Raw genomic sequence first — 21,095 nt, forward strand, 5'->3', positions numbered from 1 at the left:
TAAGCTTGAACTCAAGCCTGCGCGGCGCTTCCCATCAGTTCGTCGAAGGCGATGTCTTTCGACGAAGATTTCGACAGGCCCAGCACGTAAGTAACGACGTTTTCTTCCAATACAAGGGCTTCCACTTCAGCCAGACGGCGGCGGTCGCTGTAGTAGTACTTCAGCACTTCGCGCGGGTCTTCGTAGCTTTGCGCGAAGTCTTCGATCTGCGCTTTCACCTGTTCAGGCGTGGCTTGCAGTTCGTTGTCGCCGACCAGTTTCGACAGGATCAGGCCCAGGCGCACGCGGCGCTCAGCTTTGTCCTGGAACAGTTCTGGTGGGAACGGCACGTCTTTCACGTTCATGCCGCGCGCAGCCATGTCCTGGCGGGTCATTTCGGCCAGGCGCTCGGTGTCCTGGGCGATCAGGGCTTGCGGCACGTCCAGGGTCGCGGTTTTCACCAGCGCTTCCATCACGGCTTCCTTGTTGCGTGCCTTGATGCGGCCGCTGACTTCGCGTTCCAGATTGACTTTGATGTCGTCGCGCATTTTAGCCAGGTCGCCATCGGCCACGCCCAGGGACTTGGCGAACTCGGCGTCCACTTCCGGCAGGTGCGCCCATTCCAGCTGTTTCAGGGTGATGGTGAACGAGGCGGTTTTGCCGGCCACATCCTTGCCATGGTAGTCCTCAGGGAAAGCCAGCGGGAAGGTCTTGGACTCGCCCACTTTCAGGCCGATGGTGGCGGCTTCGAATTCCGGCAGCATGCGGCCTTCGCCCAGCACGAAAGCGTAGTCGTCAGCTTTACCGCCTGGGAATTCCACGCCGTCGATGGAGCCGACGAAGTCCACGGTCACGCGGTCGCCGTTGGCGGCAATCGCCTCGCCACCGTCGCCGTGTTCGCCTTTTTCACCCTTGGTGTGGAAGTGCACGCGCTGTTTGCGCAGGATTTCGATGGTCTTGTCGATTTCGCTGTCGGTCACGGCCGATTTCACGGTTTCGACTTCCACTTTCGACAGGTCGCCGATTTCCACTTCCGGATAGATTTCGAAAGTAGCGTCGAAGGTCAGCTGGCCTTCTGGCGCGCCTTCTTTCGGCTCGATGCGCGGGAAACCAGCCACGCGCAGATTGTTCTCGTTGGCGGCGTCGTTGAAAGCGCGGCCCACTTTGTCATTCAGGACTTCAGTCTCGATTTGATAGCCGTATTGTGCAGCAACCATTTTCAGCGGCACTTTGCCTGGACGGAAGCCGGGAGCGCGTGCGCTGCGGGCTTGCACTTTCAGGCGCTTCTCCACTTCGGCGCGAACGTCCGACAGTGGGAAGGAAATCGTGAGACGGCGTTCGAGTTTGCCCAAGGTTTCGACAGCAGTTGCCATGTAAAAATCGTCCAAAAAATTAGAATACTGTTGGTGCGAGGAGGGGGACTCGAACCCCCACACCATTGCTGGCGTCAGGACCTAAACCTGGTGCGTCTACCAATTTCGCCATCCTCGCGCGTTTTTGCACAAAAGCAAAGGGCGACCATTAAGTGAAAACGGGTCGCCCTATCCTGCAATCGCAGGAGCTTTCAACTTCAACGCGGTATTTTACTGTTTTTTTCAGAGTGCGGTAGGGTTTTTTAACTTATGCACAACGAATGTGCAAACTCTTTTATTTCATCCCCGCCGCACGCCGTCCGTTTCAACTCTTTTTCAAGTCTTTTCCACGCGGAACCAGGCCGCATATAAAGCTGGAAGGAACAATAAAGTCAGCGCCGTCGCCAAGACCAGGCCACCCATGATCGCCACCGCCATCGGTCCCCAGAATACGGAACGCGACAAGGGAATCATGGCCAGCGCCGCGGCGGCGGCCGTCAGCAGGATCGGACGACAGCGGCGCACCGCCGCCTCCACCACCGCATCCCACGGCGGCGTGCCGGCCTTGATGTCCTGCTCGATCTGGTCGACCAGGATCACCGAGTTACGGATGATCATGCCGAACAGCGCGATGATGCCGAGGTTGGCCACGAAGCCCAGCGGACGATGCAGCAGCAGCAAGGCGAAGGCCGCGCCGGCCACGCCCAGCGGGCCGGTGAGGAAGACCAGCATCGAGCGCGAGAAGCTGTGCAGCTGCAGCATCAGCAAGGTGAAGATGATGAAGATCGCCAGCGGCAGATTGGCCGAGATCGATTGTTCCGCCTCGCCGCTGTCCGACGCCGCGCCTTTCACGGTGATGCGGTAGCCGGCCGGCAGCTTGGCGCGCAGCTCGTCGAGCTTCGGATCGATCTGGTCCGACACGGTCGGCCCCTGGATGCCCTCCTTCACGTCCGACTGCACGGTGATGGCCCATTCGCGGCCCTGGCGCCAGACCACGCCCGGCTCCCACACGAAGTGCGCGCGCGCGATCTGCGAGATCGTGATGGCCTTGCCGCTGGCCGTCGGCACGCTGGTATCGTTCAGCACCGAAATCGTCTTGCGTTCTTCCAGCGGCTGGCGCACCTGGATGTCGATCAGCTTATTGCCTTCTCGGTACTGGCCGACCTGGGTGCCGGACAGGATGGTGTTCGCCACCCGCATCACAGTCTGCGAAGTCACGCCCAGGGCGCGCATCTTGTCCTGGTCCAGGTCCAGGCGCAGCACCTTGACCGACTCGTTCCAGTTGTCGTTCACGCCGATGGTATTCGGGTTGGCGCGCATGACGTCCTTCACCTGGTCGGCGATGGCGCGCACCTTCTCCACCTCGGTGCCGGTGACGCGGAACTGCACTGGATACGGCACCGGCGGGCCGTTCGGCAGCAGCTTGACGCGGCCGCGCACTTCGGCGAAGTCGTTCTTGAATACTTCCTCGATCTTCTTGCGCAGCTCTTCGCGCGACTTCAGGTCCTTGGCCAGCACCACCATCTGCGACACGTTCGATTGCGGGAATATCTGGTCCAGCGGCAGATAGAAGCGCGGGCTGCCCGTGCCCACATAACTGGTCACGCTTTCCACGCCGGCCTGCTTGCTGATGAAGGCTTCGAACTTCTTCACCTGGATTTCATTGGCGGCGAAAGCCGTGCCTTCGGGCGACCACATCTCCACCATCAGTTCGGGGCGGCTGGAATCGGGGAAGAACTGCTTCTCGATGAAATTGAAACCGTAGACCCCAAGCGCGAAGATCGCGATGGTAGCGGCGATGGTGGTCTTGCGCCAGGTGACGCACCAGTTCACCAGCCTGCGGAAGCGCTGGTAGCCGGGGCCGTCGAACACATCGTGGCCATGTTCGCCTTCGGCATGCGGCTTCACTTTCAGCAGCACATAACCGATATACGGCGTGAACACCACGGCCACCACCCAGGACATGATCAGCGCAATCGCGTTCACCGAGAACAGCGAGAAGGTGTATTCGCCGGCGGCCGACTTGGCCAGGCCGATGGGCAGGAAGCCCGCCACGGTGATCAGGGTGCCGGTCAGCATCGGCATCGCGGTCGAGGTATAGGCGAAGGTCGCGGCATCGAAGCGCGAGAAGCCCTCTTCCATTTTGCGCACCATCATTTCGACGGCGATGATGGCGTCATCCACCAGCAGGCCCAGCGCGATGATCAGGGCGCCCAGCGAAATCTTGTGCAGGTCGATGTCGAGCATGCGCATGAAGAGGAAGGTCACGGCCAGCACCAGCGGGATGGTCAGCGCCACCACCAGGCCGGGACGCACGTCCAGGCGCAGCTTGGGTTTGGTATGCAGGCCGAGCGCGACGAAACTCACCGCCAGCACGATCAGCACGGCCTCGATCAGGGTGTGCACGAACTCGCCCACCGACCCCTTGACGGCCGCCGGCTGGTTCGACACGCGATCGAGCTCGATGCCGACCGGCAGCTTGCCCTTCAGTTCAGCCACGGTTTTTTCGAGATCCTTGCCCATCTCGATGATATTGCCGCCCTTCTCCATCGAGATGCCCAGGCCGATTACTTCCTTGCCGTTGAAGCGCATCTTTTCATGCGGCGGGTCCTGGTATTCGCGCTTGACGGTGGCGAAGTCGCCCAGGCGGAAAGTGGTGTTATTAGCGCGCAGTTCCAGGTCTTCCAGGTCCTTGATGGACTTCAGGGCGCCGGTCACGCGCACTTGCAGATTGTCGGTCGGCGTCACCAGCAGGCCGCTGGATTCGACCGCGTTCTGCGTGGCGATCTGGTTCACGATCTGCTCGAAAGGAATGCCCAACTGGGCGAACTTCTTGTGCGAGAACTCGATATTGACCTTCTCGTCCTGCACGCCGAACAGCTCGACCTTGGACACGCGCGCCACGCCCAGCAGCTGCTGGCGCACGAAGTCGGCGTAGTCCTTCATCTCGGCATAGGTGAAGCCGTCGCCCGAGAGCGCGATGATGGAACCGTAGGTGTCGCCGAATTCATCGTTGAAGAAGGGGCCGACCACGCCTTGCGGCAGGGTGCCGCGGATATCGCCGATCTTTTTTCGCACCTGGTACCAGGCCGCCGCCGTTTCCTTGGGCGGCGCCGATTCGCGCAGCTCCAGCATGATCAGCGCTTCGCCCGGCTTGGAATAGCTCTTGATCTCGTCGATGTACGGGGTTTCCTGGAGTTTTTTCTCCAGCTTGTCCGTCACCTGCTCGGCCACCTGCAAGGCCGTGGCGCCCGGCCACTTGGCGCTCACCACCATCACACGGAAGGTGAACGGCGGGTCTTCATCCTGGCCCAGATTGGCGTAGCTCAGCATGCCGCCGATCAGCAGCACGGCGATCAGGTAGCGCGTCAGCGGGATATGCTCCAGCGCCCAGCGCGAGAGATTGAATCCGTCCTTCATTTCGACGCTCCCGCCACGGCCTTAGTATTCGGCTGCGGCTGCGGCTGCGCCTTCTGCTGCGCCGGCTCGGCGTCCAGCACTTTGACTTTCTGGCCCGGTTTCAGCAGGTGCACGCCCGCCGTCACCACTTGCTGGCCGGCCTTGACGCCGCTGTTCAGCACCAGCTCATTGCCGGCCGCGCCGCCCACCGTCACCGGCACCAGCTTGACCGCGCCGTTTTCCACCACCCACACCGAGGTGGCGGATTTTTCATGGAACAGGGCCGTCAGCGGCACCTTGATCTGCGGCGCCGGCGTCTTCGACGCGAACTGCACCGAGGCCGTCATGCCCAGCTTGGCGTCGGCCATGCTCGGCGGGATCGTGACCTTGAAGGTATAGGTGCGGGTGGCGGGATCGGCCACCGGCGACACTTCGCGGATCTTGCCCGGCGCCGCTTCGTTCGGATTGGCCCACAGGCGCACCTGCACGTCCTCGATCTTGCGCAGCACGTCGACCTTGTCTTCCGGCACGCCGATCACGATTTCCTTCTCGCCCGACTTGGCCACGCGCACCACCGGCGTGCCGGGGGCGACCACCTGCCCCACTTCGGCATCGACCGCCGTCACCACGCCGTCGATATCGGCTTCCAGCGTCGAGTAGCCGGTCTGGTTGGCCTGGCCGGCCAGCACCGCCTTGGATGAATCGACCGTGGCTTCGGCCGCCTTGTAGGCCGAGCTCTTGGAGTCGAGGATGGCCTGGCTGACGAAATTCTTTTCGCGCAATTCCTGATAGCGCTTCAATTCGGCCAGCGCGAAATCGCGGTTGGTTTCGGCCGCGCGCAGGCTGGCCATGGCCTGGGTCTGGGCCAGCCGCAAATCCTGCGGGTCGAGCTGCATCAGCACCTGGCCGCGTTTGACCGGGGTGCCGACATCGACCTTGCGCGAAATGATCTTGCCGCCGACGCGGAAGCCCAGGCGCGATTCGACGCGCGGGCGCACCTCGCCGGAGAACTCGGCGTTCACGTCGACATCGCTGCTTTGCAGGACGATGGCGCGCACCGGCCGGATATCTTCCGTCTTTTCAGCGGGCTTGGAGCAGGCGGCCAGCAGAACTGCCGCTGCGGCCATCGCCGTCAATGAGAGGGGGTGAGGCATTTTTTTCAGGGAATACACGGTAATTTCCTTTACTATGCGGGCAGCTTGAATTGCAACGATAACAAATCGCCACTATTATTGCGTCTTGGAACTAACTGACTTTCCGTTTAGTAAAAAATTATAGCCGGGTCAACTCCATTTGCAAATGACTTTCGCGTCATTAACTTAAAAAACTTCTCTATGCCTGTTGACCACTACGAGAACTTTCCTGTCGCTTCCATCCTGATGCCGTCGCGGCTGCGGCCCGCGGTGGAAGCCATCTACGCCTTCGCCCGCAGCGCCGACGATCTGGCCGACGAAGGCGACGCCACGCCCGAGCAGCGCATCGCCGCGCTGGCAGCCTATGAAGCTGCGCTGGGCCGCATCGGCCGCGACGAAGCCGGGCTGGAGCCGCTGTTCGCGCGCCTGGCCGGCGCCGTCCACGCCCACGCCCTGCCCCTGCAACCGTTTTACGACCTGCTGTCGGCCTTCAAGCAGGACATCACGGTGACGCGCTACGCCACCTATGACAGCCTGCTCGACTATTGCGCGCGCTCGGCCAATCCGGTCGGCACGCTGATGCTGCACCTGTACGACGCGGCCGACGACGATAATCTACGCGATTCCGCCGCAATCTGCTCGGCCTTACAGATCATCAACTTCCTGCAGGATGTCGCCATCGATATGCAGAAGGAACGCATCTACCTGCCGCTGGAAGACCTGACGCGCTTCGCCGTCTCACCTGCCCACCTGGACCGCAAGGACAACCAGGCCAAGTGGCGCCAGCTGATGGCTTTCGAGGTGGAGCGGGCGCGCGCGCTGATGCTGTCCGGCGCGCCGCTGGCCAAGCGCCTCAAGGGCCGCATCGGCTTCGAACTGCGCCTGGTGATCCAGGGCGGCCTGCGCATCCTGGAAGCGATCGAGGCGGTGGAATACGATGTCTTCCGGCGCCGTCCCAAGCTGGAAAAACGCGACTGGATCAAAGTTTTCTGGCGCGCCCTTCGGATGTGAGGGTGCTTAGCTATACAATGGCGGCTTCGACAGCCAGAACCTTGTCTTTTTAGCCATGTCCCCCGACGAATATTGCCAACAGAAGGCCGCACAAAGCGGCTCCAGTTTCTACTACAGCTTCCTGTTCCTGCCGCCGGAGCGGCGCCGTGCCATCACCGCGCTGTACGCTTTCTGCCGCGAAGTGGACGATACGGTGGACGAATGCAGCGACGAATCGCTGGCGCGCGTGAAGCTGGGCTGGTGGCGCAAGGAAATCGCCGGCATGTACGAAGGCCAGCACACCCACCCGGTGACGCAGGCGCTGCAGCCGCATCTGCGCACCTACGACCTGAAACAGGAGCATCTGCAAGCCATCATCGACGGCATGGAGATGGACTTGAACCAGACCCGCTACCTGGACTATGCCGGCATGAGCAAATACTGCTGGCATGTGGCGAGCGTGGTGGGCATCCTGTCGGCCAGCATTTTCGGCGCCACGCGGCCGGAAACCCTGCAGTACGCGGAAAAGCTGGGCCATGCCTTCCAGCTCACGAATATCATCCGCGACGTCGGCGAAGATGCGCGCAAGGGCCGCATCTACCTGCCCGTCAACGAGCTGCAGCAGTTCAATGTGACGGCGGCCGACCTGCTCAATGCGCGCCACACCGAGAACTTCGTCAAGCTGATGGAATTCCAGACGGCGCGCGCCCAGCAAGCCTATGACGAAGCCTTCGCCCTGCTGCCGAAAGAAGACCGGCGCGCCCAGCGTCCCGGCCTGATCATGGCGGCCATCTACCGCACCCTGCTCAAGGAAATCCAGGACGACGGCTACCATGTGCTGAGCCAGCGCATCTCGCTGACGCCGATCCGCAAGCTGTGGCTGGCCTGGAAGACCTGGGTCCGTGGCTAAGCCGCAGCGCAAAACCGTCGCCGTCATCGGCGGCGGCTGGGCCGGCTGCGCGGCGGCCATGGAGCTGGCGCGCGCCGGCGTGCAAGTCACGCTGTTCGAAGCGGGCCGCATCCTGGGCGGGCGCGCGCGCCGTGTCGCCACCGACCGCCGCGAACTCGATAACGGCCAGCACATCCTGCTGGGCGCCTACAGCGAATCGCTGCGCCTGATGAAACTGGCCGGCGTCGATACCGGCCAAGCCTTGCTCAGGGCGCCGCTGCAGATGCGCTACCCGGCCGATTCGGACGGCATGGACTTCGTCGCGCCCAACCTGCCCCTGCCCGCCCCGCTGCACCTGCTGACCGCCCTGCTGTGCGCCAAGGGCTTGCAGCGCGAGGACAAGCTGGCCTTGGCGCGCTTCTCCACCACGGCGCGCTGGATGGGCTGGCGGCTGGACGTCGATTGCAGCGTCAGCGAACTGCTGGAGCGCTTCGACCAGACCCCGCGCCTGATCCGCCTGATGTGGCGCCCCCTGTGCCTGGCGGCCCTGAACACGCCACCGGAGCGCGCTTCGGCGCGCATCTTCCTGAATGTGCTGCGCGACAGCCTGGGCGCGCGCCGCGCCGCCTCCGACATGCTGCTGCCGCGCGCCGACCTGTCCGCGCTGTTCCCGCAAGCGGCCGCGCGCTATATCGAAGCGCATGGCGGCAGCGTGCGCAGTGGCGCCAAGGTGGCCGCCATCCGGCCCGGCGAAACGGCCCAAGGCCAGCAATGGGCGCTGGAAGCAAATGGTTCAGCCGTGGGCGGCAACTGGACCGCCTGGTTCGACGGCGTGGTGCTGGCCTGCGCGCCGGGCGCCTCGGCCGTCCTGCTCAACCAGCTGCCCGCCGCCGCCGGGCTGACCGCCCAGCTCACCGCTTTCGAAGCGGAAGCCATCACCACCTGCTATCTGCAATACAGCCCGGATACCCGCCTGGCCCTGCCCTTTTATGCCCTGGCCGAGGACGTGCATAACCACGCCTGGGGCCAATTCGTCTTCGACCGCGGCCAGCTCGACGCCAGCCAGGCCGGCTTGCTGGCCGTCGTCATCAGCGCCTCGGCCGAGGTGGCGGCCCAGGGCCAGGATTTGCTGGCCGAGGCGGTCGCCGTCCAGCTGGCGGTGGCGTTCCAGCGCCCGGAACTGGGCCGGCCCGAGTGGTTCAAGCTGATCACCGAGAAGCGCGCCACCTATGCCTGCACGCCCGGCCTGCAGCGCCCGGCCAACGCCACCGCGCTGCCGGGACTGGTGCTGGCTGGCGACTACACGGCCGGCGACTATCCCGCCACCCTGGAAATGGCGGTGCGCAGCGGCGTGGCGGCCGCCAGATTGCTGGTCAAGGGCGGCTGAAGGGTGCGCCGGCCTGTTCCGGCTATCCCCCGCATATGTCGCCTGCCCCGCCAATTTTGCAGCCTGTCGCACACCGATGGCCCGGCAGCGCCCCATTGCGTACAGTTTCATCATAGATAAAACGCTTTGGGGAATGAAAATGAAAACAGGTATTAGCACGCTCGTAGTCCTACTGCTGGTCGTCGCCAGCACGGTGGCGATCGTGGAATTCGACGAATTAACCAGTGCGCCGGGCGTGACCCTGGTCCAGACCGCGGCGCTGATCAATTAAGCGGGAGCGAGCATGAGCAAGTCGGACTACCTGAGCGCGCTCAGCAAGGCCCTGGCGGGACTGCCGCCGGACACGGTCGCCAAGACCCTGGCCTACTACGAGCAGCGTTTCATCGACGGCCTGGCAGTGGGCCGCAGCGAAGCCGAAATCGCTCAGGAACTCGACGAACCGCGCAAGATCGCCATGACCTTGCGCGCCAACGCCCACCTCCACGCTTTCGAAGAGAGACGCAGTCCGGCCAATCTGGCGCGCATGGCCATGTCCTTCCTCGGCCTGGCCGTGTTCAATCTGTTCATGGTGGTGCCGGCCGTGGTCTACAGCTCCATGCTGATGGCACTGTACGCCACCGCCTTTGCCTTTTACCTCAGCGGCATCGCCATCACGGCCAGCGGCCTGGCCGGCGCCAATGAGCTGGTATTGAATGGTCCGCTGCGCCATCTGGTGATTTTCGACGACGACGAGGACCGCAGCATGCAGACCCGCGTCTCCATCGGCGCCGACGGCTTGCAAGTGCAGCAGGAACCCTCGCCCGCCCTGCAGGCGGCGCTGGACGGCGAAACCAGCCGCTCCGGCCGGCTGATGGAAAAAGCCGAAGCCGTGGCCGAAAGCGGGGTGCGCATCTCGACCGACCTGGATGCCGAATCGCGCACGGCGCAAACGGCCATCGGCGTCAGCCTGATCCTGGGCGGCATCCTGCTTTGCCTGCTCAGCATCGTGGTGACGCGCTACACCGTGATCGGCATCCGCCGGTACATCGAAATGAATTTCTCCCTGTTGCGGGGCCGTTGAGGCGGAGCCAATGATGCGTGGACTGTTTAAAGTAGGCCTCGGCCTTCTGCTGCTGGCGATCTTGTTGACCGGCGTTTCCTACAGCGTGCTGCGGGCGCAGGGCATCGCCAACCCGTCCAGCGCCGCCGGCCGCTCGGCCGCCAGCGAAGAGCGCAAGGTCAGCGCCACCACCACCATGGTGGAATTGAGCGGGCCGATCGACCTCACGCTGCGCCAGGGCAGCAAGCCGATGCTGATCGTGCGCGGCGAACAGCGCATGCTGGGTAATGTGGACACCGAGCAGGAGGGCGCCACCCTGCACATCGGCATCAAGGGCATGCTGCTGCACCACCGCCGGCCCTTGCAGGTGGAACTGGTGCTGCCTTCGCTGAAAGAGCTGGAAGTGCATGGCAGCGGCGACAGCAGCGTGACGGGCTTTAGCGGCGATACGCTGTCGCTGCAGCTGCACGGTTCGGGCAATGTGAGTTTCAATGGCCGCTACCGCGAAGTCGAGGCGGGCGTGCATGGCAGCGGCGACCTGAATTTGAACACCGGCAGCAGCGAGAAGGTGGAATTGCAGATGGTCGGCTCGGGCCAGATCAAGTCCAGCGGCAGCTGCCGCGAACTGAGCGCCGAACTGACCGGCTCAGGCGACCTCGATGCGCGCCACCTGGCCTCGGACAAGGTCAGCGTCCACCTCAAGGGTTCGGGCACCACGCAAGTGTTTGCGCGCCACTCGGCCGAGCTGGTGCTGCGCGGCAGCGGCGACATCAGCGTGTTCGGCAACCCGGACATGCGCAATGTGAACCGCACCGGCTCCGGCGAGGTCAACTGGGAGCACTAAGCCTGGTTTGACGCCAGCCAGTCCAGCGCATCCTGGCCCGCCTGCCGGCCGCTGGCGAAGCAGGCAGTCAGCAGATAGCCGCCGGTCGGCGCTTCCCAATCCAGCATCTCGCCGGCGACAAAGACGCCGGGCAGCGCCTGCAGCATGGTGCCGTGCAGCGCCTCGAAACGCACCCCGCCCGCGCTGCTGATCGCCTCGTCGATAGGGCGCGGCGCGTTCAAACGCAGCGGCAAAGCCTTCAGCGCCTGCGCCAGACGCTGCGGATCGCCATATTCTTCCTTGCTCAGGCATTCGTGCAGCAGACCCGCTTTCACGCCCTTGACGCCTAAGCGCCCATGCAGATGGCTGGCCATGGAGCGCGAACCGCGCGGGTGCAGCACTTCGGCCAGCACGCGCTCGGGCGACAGGTCGGGCAGCAGGTCAAGTTCCAGCAAGGCGCTGCCATCGCGCTCGATCTGCTCGCGCAGGGCGGCCGACACGGCGTAAATCAGGCTGCCTTCGACGCCGCCGGCGGTGACCACGAACTGGCCCTGCTTGCGCTGCGGCCGGCCTTCGATGTCACGGTACAGGACCGCCACCGTGGTCAGCGGTTCGCCCGCATATTTGGCGCTGAAAAACTCGGTCCAGCGGACATCGAAACCGCAGTTGGCGGGCCGCAGCGGCGCCACCGGCACGCCCTGTTCGGCCAGCAGCGGCAGCCAGGCGCCATCCGATCCCAGCCGCGCCCAGCTCGCACCGCCCAGGGCCAGCACCACGGCGTCGGCCTGGATCGCCTGCTCGCCCTGCGGCGTGGCAAAGCGCAGCACGGCGCGCCCGTCGGCCCAGCCCAGCCAGCGGTAGCGCTGGTGGAAATGCACGCCGCTTTCGCGCAGGCGATGCAGCCAGGCGCGCAGCAGCGGAGCGGCTTTCATCTCGGTCGGAAACACGCGGCCGGAGGAACCGACGAAAGTCTCGATGCCCAGGCCATGGACCAGCGCGCGCACCTGCTCCGGCCCGAAGGCGTCCAGCATCGGACGCAGCTCGGTGGCGCGACGGCCGTAGCGCGTGATGAACTGCGCGTAGGGTTCGGCGTGGGTGATATTCATGCCGCCCTTCCCGGCCAGCAGGAATTTGCGGCCGACCGAGGGCATGGCGTCGTAGACATCGACGGCGTGGCCGGCGGCGGACAGGGTCTGGGCAGCCATCAGGCCGGCCGGGCCGCCGCCGATGACGGCCACGCGTTTGCGGTGAAGTGCGGGACTATTCATAAGGTGCAGCATTGTAGTCGAAAACAGCGCCCAGCCGGCCCCGCGCCGGCCAAGCCCAGGTTCAGGCGGCCAGCGGCAGCAGCCCTGCAAGCTGCCCCTCCGGCGCCAGCATACGCGCAAATTCCTCGGGCGGCATGGGGCGCGCGAAGTGGAAGCCCTGCACATCGTCGCAGCCCCACGAACGCAAGGCGGCAGCCTGCGCCGCGTCTTCCACGCCTTCGGCGATCACGCTCAGTTGCAGATTATGCGCCAGGTCGACAATGGCCTTGCAGATCGCCGCATCGGCCGCGTTGCTGCACAGATGGCGCACGAAAGCCTGGTCGATCTTCAGGTGGTCGATGGGCAGATGGCGCAGGCGGCTCAGCGAGGAATGGCCGGTGCCGAAATCATCCAGCGACAGACTGATGCCGAGCGACTTGAGCGCGTTGAGTTTGCAGCCCGCTTCGGCCGCATTGTCCATCACGGTCGATTCGGTGATTTCCATTTCAATGCAGGCGGCATCGAGCCCGTGATCGGACAGCGCGCGCCGGATCTCGTCCACCAGATGCTCGTCCTGGAACTGGCGCGGCGACAGATTCACCGCCACCACGGCCGTTTGCAGGCCGGCGTCGATCCAGGCGCGCTGCTGGCGGCACACCTCGCGGATCACCCAGGCGCCGAGCGGCACGATCAGACCCGAATTCTCCGCCAGCGCAATGAAGTCGCCCGGCGGCACCATGCCGCGCTGCGGATGGCGCCAGCGCACCAGCGCTTCGGCGCTGCGCACCGCGCCGCTTTCCAGGTTCACGCGCGGCTGGTAGTGCAAGCATAACTCACCCTGTTCGATGGCGCGCGCCAGGTCGGATTCCAGGGTGAACAGCTGCATGGCGCGCTCGTTCATTTCCGGCGCATAGAAGCGGAAGCGGTTGCCGCCCATGGCCTGGGCGCTGGCCATGGCCGCGTTGGCGCTGCACAGCAGGCTGGCGGCGTCCATGCCATCCTGCGGATACAGGCTGATGCCAACGCTGGCACTGCTCGCCACCGCCGCGCCGGCCCAGACAAAGGGCGCCTGCACCGCGCGCAGCAGGCGGGCCGCCGCGGCGCGCGCCTGCTCTCCCGTTTCCAGGTCGCCCAGCACCACCACGAACTCGTCGCCCGCCAGCCGCGCCAGCGTGTCGCCATCGCGCAACTCGGCCGACAACTGCTGGGCCGCATGCTGCAGCAAGGCGTTGCCGGCATCGTGGCCCAGGCTGTCCTTGACCTGGCGGTAGCGTTCCAGGCCGATCGCCAGCACCGCCAGTTGGCGGCCCATGCGCTCGGCCAGGGCGGCGCCCTGGCGCAGACGGTCGTTGAACAGATTGCGGTTAGCCAGCCCGGTCAGGGCGTCATGATTGGCCTGGTAGGCCAATTCCTGCTCGGCGCGCTGGCGGCGCTGCTCTTCGCGCAGGCTGTACATGCCGAAAGCCACATCGTCCACCAGTTCGCGCAGCAGGCCGATTTCGGCATCGTCGAAGGCCCCGGCCTGCGGCGCCACGATGCAGATGGCGCCCAGCAGCTCGCCGCGGCACTTCAGCGGCAGCACCAGGCAGTTGGCGGATTCCGCCGCGCCGTCGCCCGCCGGGCGGAGTCCCGCCAGCGCCAGCGCCACCTGCCGTCGGCCCGGCAGTTCGGTCCCCGGCGCAGCGCCCGCCTGGGCCGCCACGGCCACCGCGCCGGCGCTGTTTTGCATGCCCACCCACACCAAGGGATAGCCGCCCTCGCCGACCATATGGGCGCAGATCAGGTCCAGCAATTGCGCTTCATCGTTCACCCTCACCATCGCCTCGTTGCAGCGCGAGCGCAGGCGCAGGGTGCGGTTCAGGCCAATCAGCTCCGCCGTCCGGCCTTGCTCGCGCAGGTAGGCCTGCTGCAGATTGTCGGCCATGGCGTTGAGCGAAACCGACAGCTCGGCAAATTCGCGCGTGCCGCCTTGCGGCAGGCGCACGCTCCAATCACCGGCGGCCAGCTGGCGCGCAAAGCGCACGCCGGCGGCGGCTGATCTTTCGATATTGCGCATCAACAGGCGGGCAATGTACAGGCCAATCAGCATGGAAGCGGCGCCGCCAACCAGGATGATGGCGCTTACGCTGCTATTCGCCTTGCGCACCGAGCTGCGCGTCTCCTGCAAGGCCTGGTCGGCCTGCGCCCGCAGCGCCAGCAAGGCCGGTTCGATGCGCCGCACGGCTTCGTTGTAGGCGGTCGATGCCTGGCCGATTTCAGCCAGCGTATTCTGATAGCCGCGGAATGCGGCCAGATGGCGTTCCAGCAGCTGCTGCGCGGCCAGCTTCTGCGCCGGCGCCAGCGCCGTTTGCGCAAGCACGGCCTGCAAGGCCTCGCCTCTTTGCAGCAAGGTGCTCGCGCTGGCCTGCTCGCCATGCACGGCAAAAGCCACTTCCTGGCTTTGCATGGACAAAAATGCCTTGCGCGGCGCTTCGGCCTGCAGCAGCATCAGCATGCGCTCCAGCTCCTGGCCGCTGCCGCGGAAGGCCGCCTCCTGTCCCTGCTCGCGGTTGCCGAGCAGCTCATACTGCGCGGCCAGGCGCTGGAAACTGTCCTCATACAAGCCCAGTGCCGCTTCCACCGCGCGCACTTCGCGCTCCACCGCCCCGCCCTGTTTCAGGCGGCGAATCTCGGCCATGCTGGAGCGCACCACCTTCAGCTCCTTGCCGACCAGGGCGCTGTAGCGCGTCTTGGCTTCGCCGACGGGCAGCACGCGCGCCTCCAGCAGAAAATCCTTCTTGAAGCGGCGCGCCCGCTCCAGCGCCATCAGGCTGTTCGAACTAAGGTCGGCCATGCGGTCTTCGCTGTCGAAGTAATGGTCCACCGCCGCCAGCGCGCGCTCGTGGCCGAACATCAGCGTCATATCGCCCAGGCACATCAGGACGATGACCGTGCCGAAACCCAGTGCCAGCTTGAGGCGCAATCCCAGCCTGTCGATAAAGGCAAACATGCTCACTCCTCGCGGGAAAGCGGCAAAAGCGCTTCCAGCCATATGCATCAAACAAGGGAGCCGCGAGGAATGGGCGACGGGAGAAAGGGGATGCGTGGTCTTCCGGCACGGATTAGGCCATGGAAGCTGGCGGCCGGGAAGACCACCAAAGGCATCACCAACTCAGTATAGCCCGCGTGCCCCGCCGTCTTGCATTTATTTGCCCAAAATCAAGGCGAATGTTGCGATCGCGCAATACGAACCCAGGCAGGCGCTCAACCGCCGGTCACGGGCGGGAAGAAAGCCACTTCGCAGCCATCGGCAATCGCGGTCGATGGCTGGGCCATCACCTGGTTGCAGGCCATGCGCAGGGCGCGCCCTTCGGCCAGGGCCTGTTCCCAGGCGCCGCCGCGCCGCACCAGATGGGCGCGCAGCGCGCCCACCGTGTCCACGCCGGCCGGCAGAACGATGGTTTCGGAAGAGGTGCCAAGGCTTTCGCGCACGCTGGCAAAGAAACGCAGCGTAATCATTATTTCAACATCCTATTAATACAGCAGTTCATTAAATGGAATGAAACGCACCTGGTCGCCGGCGCGTATCAGATTGCCGGGCGGATTATCGATCACGCCATCGGCCCAGACGGTGGAGGTCAGCACGCCCGAACCCTGGTTCGGGAACAGATCGAGCCCGCCCTCGCGGTTCAGACGCGCGCGCAGGAATTCGTTGCGGCGGTCGGCCTTGGGCAAGTCGAAATCGGCGCGCAGGCTGTAGACGCGCGGCGCCAGCGCGGCCGGATCGCCGACGCCCTGCAGGCGCAGCACGAAGGGCCGCACGAACAGCATGAAGGTGATCAGGCTGGAAACCGGATTGCCCGGCAGGCCGATAAAGAAGCTGCGTCCCACCTCGCCGAAAGCCAGCGGCTTGCCCGGCTTGATGGCGATTTGCCACAGGTTCAAGCGCCCTTCCGCCTCCACGGCCGGACGGATATGGTCTTCCTCGCCCACCGACACGCCGCCCGAGGTGATGATCAGGTCATTGCCTTGCGCGGCCTGGCGCAGCACGTTGCGCGTGGCGGCCAGGGTGTCCGGCACGATGCCCAGGTCGACGATTTCGCAACCCAGGTTTTCCAGCAAGGCGCGCAGGGTGAAGCGGTTGGAATTGTAAATGGCGCCCGGGGCCAGCGGCTCGCCCGGCATGGCCAGTTCGTCGCCGGTAAAGAAGACGGCCACGCGCAGCCTGCGGCGCACCGGCAGCTCGGCCAGGCCAACCGAAGCGGCCAGGCCCAGCTCCTGGCTGCGCAAGCGGGTGCCCGCCGGCAGGATCACGCTGCCATGGGTGATGTCCTCGCCGGCGCGGCGTATCCACTCGCCGGGACGCGGCGCATGGCGGATGGTGACGATTTTTTCATGCAGCTCGCACTGCTCCTGCATCACCACGGCGTCCGCCCCTTCCGGGATCAGGGCGCCGGTGAAGATGCGCGCCGCCGTGCCGGGCAGCAGGGGCTGGCCCACATGGCCGGCCGGGATGCGCTGCGACACGGTCAGCGTGGCCGCGCCGCTGGCGCAGTCGGCCGAACGCACCGCATAGCCATCCATCTGGGTATTGTCCTGGCCCGGCACATTCATGCCCGAGACCTGGGACTTGGCCAGCACGCGGCCATTGGCGGCCAGCGTGGGCAGGGTTTCCACCTCTTCCACCGGGCGCGCCGCACCCAGCAGGAAGTCCAGCGCCTCGCGGGCAGACAGCATCGGCTGCGGCTGGAAAGCATTCATGGTTTACAGTCCCGTGTTGGCGGCGATATACGCCTTCATCTTCTCCACATCGGCCGGCATCACCACGAAGCGCTGCGGCAGCGCTTCGATATTCTCGAAGCCGGCGGGGCGCTCGGCATCCTCGCCCAGCGCGTCCAGAATGGTTTCATTGAACTTGGCCGCCAACGCCGTCTCCAGAACGATCATCGGCACGCCCTCTTCCACCTGCTCGCGGGCGACCTTGATGCCGTCGGCGGTGTGGGTATCGATCACGATGCCGTAATCGTCGGCCACGTCGCGGATGGTCGCCAGACGGTCCTCGTGGGTGGATTTGCCGGACTTGAAGCCGTAGTTTGCCACCAGTTTGAATTCGTCGCCATCGCTGCCCGGCTTGCCCGACAGGTCGAAGCCGCCATGGGTTTCCACCTTCTGGAACAGGGCGCGGGTGCGCGCCGCGTCGCGGCCCACCAGATCGTAGACGAAGCGCTCGAAATTCGACGCCTTCGAGATATCCATCGACGGGCTGCTGGTGTGGTAAGTTTCCGACGATTTGCGCACGCGATACACACCGGTGCGGAAGAATTCGTCGAGCACATCGTTTTCATTGGTTGCCGCCACCAGCTTGTCGATGGGAAGGCCCATCATGCGCGCGATATGGCCGGCGCAGATATTGCCGAAGTTCCCCGACGGGACGGTGAAGGACACCTTTTGCTCATTGCTGGTGGTAGCCGCCAGATAGCCGCGGAAGTAGTACACCACCTGGGCCACCACGCGCGCCCAGTTGATCGAATTGACGGTGCCGATTTTTTGCCTGGCCTTGAATTCCAGGTCATTCGACACGGCTTTCACCATATCCTGGCAATCGTCGAACACGCCTTCCACGGCGATATTGAAGATATTCGGATCTTGAAGGCTGAACATCTGCGCGGTCTGGAAAGCGCTCATCTTCTTGTGCGGCGACAGCATGAAGACACGGATGCCCTTCTTGCCGCGCATCGCGTACTCGGCGGCGCTGCCGGTATCGCCCGACGTCGCGCCGAAGATATTCAACTGCGCATCCTGCTTGGCCAGCGCGTACTCGAACAGATTGCCCAGCAGCTGCATGGCCATATCCTTGAACGCCAGGGTCGGGCCGTTGGACAGCGCCTGCAGCACCAGCTTCTTGCCATTGCTGTCTTCCAGCACGCGCAGCGGCGTAATGGCGAGCGCGCTCTCGTCGTGGCGCGCGTTGCGGTACACCTCGGGCGTATAAGTCTTGGCCGCCAGCGCGCGCAGATCGGCTTCTGGAATATCGGTCGCAAACTTGCGCAGAATCTCAAACGCCAAGTCTGCATAGGACAATTTACGCCAAGCATCCAGCTCAGCGCCAGTCACCTGCGGATACTCAGCCGGCAAGAACAAACCGCCATCGGCAGCCAGGCCGCCCAGCAGGATATCGGAAAAGGAGTGAGGAGACTGCGAAGCGGCCGGCGAAGCGGCCCGGGTGGACACGTAATGCATAGACAAGGAAACCCATTGAGCGTTGCGATCGGACACCTATTATAGTGCGCCCGGAGTTTCTATGTAAATTCAGTCAATTCCCGCAATTTTCTGCGGCTTTGATCTTCCTCAACAAATGTCCCACCCTGGTGTCAGGCACTGGGGTAGGACATTTACTGATCTAGATCAAAGAATGTCCTGCTCTGGTGCCTGACACCAGGGTGGGACATTGTTTGATTTGGCGCAAACGCGGGAGGCGGGGTCAGCAGGCGGCGTGGTTGACGGTGACGACGTGGATGGCGAGGCCGCCAAGCGAGGTTTCTTTGTATTTGGCCTGCATGTCGGCGCCGGTCTGGCGCATGGTTTCGATCACTTCGTCGAGGCTGACGAAGTGGGTGCCGTCGCCTTTCAGCGAGAGCGAGGCGGCGGTGATGGCTTTGACGGCGCCCATGCCGTTGCGCTCGATGCAGGGGATCTGCACCAGGCCGCCGATCGGGTCGCAGGTCATGCCGAGATGATGTTCGATGCCGATTTCGGCGGCGTTTTCGATCTGGGCGTTGCTGCCGCCCAGCGCGGCCACCAGGCCGGCGGCGGCCATGGCGCAGGCGACGCCGACTTCGCCCTGGCAGCCGACTTCGGCGCCCGAGATGGAGGCATTGCGCTTGCACAGCATGCCAATCGCGGCGGCCGTCAGCAGGAAATTGCGCACGCCGGTCACAGGGTCGAGCGGCTTGCAGTCTTCGGCGTAGTATTTGAGCACGGCGGGAATGATGCCGGCCGCGCCATTGGTCGGGGCGGTCACCACGCGACCACCGGCGGCGTTTTCTTCATTGACGGCCATGGCGTACAGGCTGACGCCGTTCAGCGCATCATGCGGCAGATCGTTGGCGCGGTCGCCGCCCTTGGCTTGGCGCCACAGATCGGCGGCGCGGCGTTTTACCTTCAGACCGCCCGGCAGTTGGCCGGCCGTTTCCAGGCCGTGCGCGATGCAGCCGCGCATGACGTGCCAGATGCGGTCCAGGCCCGCATCCAGCTTGGCCTCGTCGATCTTGGCCAGCTCGTTCGCGCGCAGCATTTGCGGGATGGTCTTGCCGCTTGCTTCGCCATGGGCCAGCAGATCGGCCATGGTGTCGAAGGGATAGGGAATGGCGGCGGCCGGACCTTTGTCGGTCGCGGCGCTCTCGCCTTCGGCGCGGATAAAGCCGCCGCCGACGGAGTAAAACACCTTATGCACGGTGCTGCCGTCGGCGCGCTTGAGCGTGAAGCTCATGCCGTTTGGATGCTCGGGCAAGGTTTCGTTCATGTGGAAAATCAGGCCCGTGGCGGCGGTGAAAGGCACGGCCTTCGCGCCCAGCAGCTTGATTTCCTTACGCTCTTCGACCTCGGCCAGCTTGGCGTCGACCAGGTCGGGATTGATGTCCTGCGGGGTCTCGCCCATCAGGCCGAGGATCACGGCCTTGTCAGTGCCGTGGCCGACGCCGGTCAGGGCCAGCGAGCCATACAGCGCGGATTCCACCGCCACCACATCATCCAATGGACCGGCTTCGATCAGGAAACGGCGCGCCGCCACCATCGGTCCCACGGTGTGGGAACTGGATGGGCCAATGCCAATTTTGAACAGATCGAAAACACTCATATCCATCGGATGTCTCTTTATAGTGATGTTGATGTCGCGCCGCTTTATTTATGCGGCCTTGCTTAAGCTGACATCGATATTGGCCAGCATGTCCTTGACCATTTCTTCGATGCCGATGCTTGCTTTCCAGCCCCAGTCGGCCGTGGCGGTCGCATCGTCCAGGCTTTTCGGCCAGGTGTCGGCGATGGCCTGGCGGCTATCCGGTTTGTAGCTGATCTTGAACTCGGGCAGCTTGGCGCTGATGGCAGCGGCCAGCTGTTCCGGGTTGAACGATACGCCGGCGACATTATAGGACGAACGGACCTTGATTTGCGAGGCCGGCGCATCCATCAATTCGATAGTGGCGCGGATGGCGTCGGGCATATAGATCATCGGCAGCGAGGTTTGCGGGCCGAGGAAGCATTCATAGCGCTCGCCGCGCAGCGCCGAGTGGAAGATGGCGATGGCGTAATCAGTGGTGCCGCCGCCGGGAGGCGATTTGAAGCTGATGATGCCGGGGTAGCGGATGCTGCGCACGTCCACGCCGTATTTCAGGAAGTAGTACTCGCACAGGCGCTCGCCGGCCAGCTTGCTGATGCCGTAGATGGTGGTCGGGTCCATCACCGTCATCTGCGGGGTGTTGTCGGCTGGGGTGTTCGGGCCAAAGGCGGCGATCGACGAAGGCCAGAACAGGCGCAGCGGCTTGCCTGCCTCGCCGCGCTCGCGCGCCACTTCGAGGATATTGAGCAGGCCATCCATGTTCAGCGACCAGGCTTTCAGCGGGGCCGCTTCGCCGGTGGCCGACAGCATCGCCGCCAGCTGGTATACCTGGGTGATGTTCTCGTCGGCCACCAACTGAGCCAAGGCGGCGCGGTTCATCACGTCCAGCACCTGGTAGTTGGCGGCGTTGTACAGGTTTTTCGGGCTGATATCGGTGGCGATCACATTTTGCGCGCCATGCTGTTTGGCCAGCGCTTCCACCAGTTCGCTGCCAATTTGACCGTTGGCGCCGATGACTAAGATACGTTCCATTGCTGTTCTTCC

At 64.3% G+C, this 21,095-nt stretch carries 16 protein-coding genes and 1 tRNA gene; 6 read left to right on the forward strand and 11 right to left on the reverse strand.

The window, feature by feature from the left end; translation table 11 throughout:
* Window positions 1–11: 11 nt before the first annotated feature.
* From tig to FHS03_RS15160, 4 genes are all read right to left on the reverse strand, one after another.
* Window positions 12–1,352 (reverse strand): trigger factor, encoded by a 1,341-nt coding sequence (gene tig / locus FHS03_RS15145; protein ID WP_183441788.1) that lies wholly within the window; start codon window positions 1,350–1,352, stop codon window positions 12–14.
* 31 nt (window positions 1,353–1,383) lie between these two features.
* Window positions 1,384–1,470 (reverse strand) — tRNA-Leu (locus tag FHS03_RS15150).
* A 197-nt stretch (window positions 1,471–1,667) separates the two neighbouring features.
* Window positions 1,668–4,751, reverse strand: a complete 3,084-nt coding sequence (locus FHS03_RS15155) for an efflux RND transporter permease subunit (protein ID WP_183441789.1) — start codon at window positions 4,749–4,751, stop codon at window positions 1,668–1,670.
* Window positions 4,748–5,884, reverse strand: a complete 1,137-nt coding sequence (locus tag FHS03_RS15160) for an efflux RND transporter periplasmic adaptor subunit (protein WP_183441790.1) — start codon at window positions 5,882–5,884, stop codon at window positions 4,748–4,750. Before FHS03_RS15160 ends, FHS03_RS15155 begins: the two co-directional genes overlap by 4 nt.
* Before the next feature lie 180 nt (window positions 5,885–6,064).
* Here FHS03_RS15160 and hpnC point away from each other — a divergent pair, with 180 nt between their 5' ends.
* The 6 genes from hpnC (at window position 6,065) to FHS03_RS15185 (ending at window position 11,012) form a co-directional block, all read left to right on the forward strand.
* Window positions 6,065–6,874 carry a squalene synthase HpnC gene (gene hpnC / locus FHS03_RS15165; protein ID WP_183441791.1) on the forward strand — a complete coding sequence of 270 codons (810 nt, stop codon included), beginning with the start codon at window positions 6,065–6,067 and terminating at the stop codon, window positions 6,872–6,874.
* 55 nt (window positions 6,875–6,929) lie between these two features.
* A complete protein-coding gene (hpnD, locus tag FHS03_RS15170; RefSeq protein ID WP_183441792.1) occupies window positions 6,930–7,763 on the forward strand; it encodes a presqualene diphosphate synthase HpnD in 834 nt (277 codons plus the stop codon).
* Complete coding sequence (gene hpnE, locus FHS03_RS15175; RefSeq protein ID WP_371871717.1) at window positions 7,756–9,129, forward strand: hydroxysqualene dehydroxylase HpnE; 1,374 nt, start codon at window positions 7,756–7,758, stop codon at window positions 9,127–9,129. Before hpnD ends, hpnE begins: the two co-directional genes overlap by 8 nt.
* A gap of 139 nt (window positions 9,130–9,268) precedes the next feature.
* Window positions 9,269–9,400 (forward strand): hypothetical protein, encoded by a 132-nt coding sequence (locus FHS03_RS28415; RefSeq protein WP_260110198.1) that lies wholly within the window; start codon window positions 9,269–9,271, stop codon window positions 9,398–9,400.
* Window positions 9,401–9,412: 12 nt separating this feature from the next.
* On the forward strand, window positions 9,413–10,189 hold the full coding sequence (locus tag FHS03_RS15180; RefSeq protein WP_183441793.1) for a DUF1700 domain-containing protein: 777 nt from the start codon (window positions 9,413–9,415) through the stop codon (window positions 10,187–10,189).
* Window positions 10,190–10,199: 10 nt separating this feature from the next.
* Window positions 10,200–11,012: a head GIN domain-containing protein gene (locus FHS03_RS15185; RefSeq protein WP_307729549.1), complete on the forward strand. Its 813-nt coding sequence runs from the start codon at window positions 10,200–10,202 to the stop codon at window positions 11,010–11,012.
* Here the strand turns inward: FHS03_RS15185 and FHS03_RS15190 are convergent.
* The 7 genes from FHS03_RS15190 to FHS03_RS15220 form a co-directional block, all read right to left on the reverse strand.
* Window positions 11,009–12,259, reverse strand: coding sequence for a TIGR03862 family flavoprotein (locus tag FHS03_RS15190; protein ID WP_183441794.1), 1,251 nt, complete (start codon window positions 12,257–12,259; stop codon window positions 11,009–11,011). The two genes, FHS03_RS15185 and FHS03_RS15190, sit on opposite strands and share 4 nt — an antisense overlap.
* A gap of 61 nt (window positions 12,260–12,320) precedes the next feature.
* On the reverse strand, window positions 12,321–15,227 hold the full coding sequence (locus FHS03_RS15195) for an EAL domain-containing protein (RefSeq protein WP_183441795.1): 2,907 nt from the start codon (window positions 15,225–15,227) through the stop codon (window positions 12,321–12,323).
* Window positions 15,228–15,481: 254 nt separating this feature from the next.
* Complete coding sequence (gene moaD, locus FHS03_RS15200; RefSeq protein ID WP_183441934.1) at window positions 15,482–15,739, reverse strand: molybdopterin converting factor subunit 1; 258 nt, start codon at window positions 15,737–15,739, stop codon at window positions 15,482–15,484.
* A 12-nt stretch (window positions 15,740–15,751) separates the two neighbouring features.
* Complete coding sequence (locus FHS03_RS15205; protein WP_183441796.1) at window positions 15,752–16,978, reverse strand: molybdopterin molybdotransferase MoeA; 1,227 nt, start codon at window positions 16,976–16,978, stop codon at window positions 15,752–15,754.
* 3 nt (window positions 16,979–16,981) lie between these two features.
* Window positions 16,982–18,457 carry a threonine synthase gene (thrC, locus tag FHS03_RS15210; protein WP_183441935.1) on the reverse strand — a complete coding sequence of 492 codons (1,476 nt, stop codon included), beginning with the start codon at window positions 18,455–18,457 and terminating at the stop codon, window positions 16,982–16,984.
* A gap of 241 nt (window positions 18,458–18,698) precedes the next feature.
* Entirely contained in the window at window positions 18,699–20,078 is a 1,380-nt protein-coding gene (locus tag FHS03_RS15215) for an L-serine ammonia-lyase (RefSeq protein ID WP_183441797.1), read from the reverse strand.
* A gap of 42 nt (window positions 20,079–20,120) precedes the next feature.
* Window positions 20,121–21,083, reverse strand: coding sequence for an NAD-dependent epimerase/dehydratase family protein (locus FHS03_RS15220; protein ID WP_183441798.1), 963 nt, complete (start codon window positions 21,081–21,083; stop codon window positions 20,121–20,123).
* Window positions 21,084–21,095: the final 12 nt, after the last annotated feature.

The sequence above is a fragment of the Pseudoduganella violacea genome, from assembly GCF_014191875.1.
GTDB classification, from domain to species: domain Bacteria; phylum Pseudomonadota; class Gammaproteobacteria; order Burkholderiales; family Burkholderiaceae_D; genus Rugamonas; species Rugamonas violacea_A.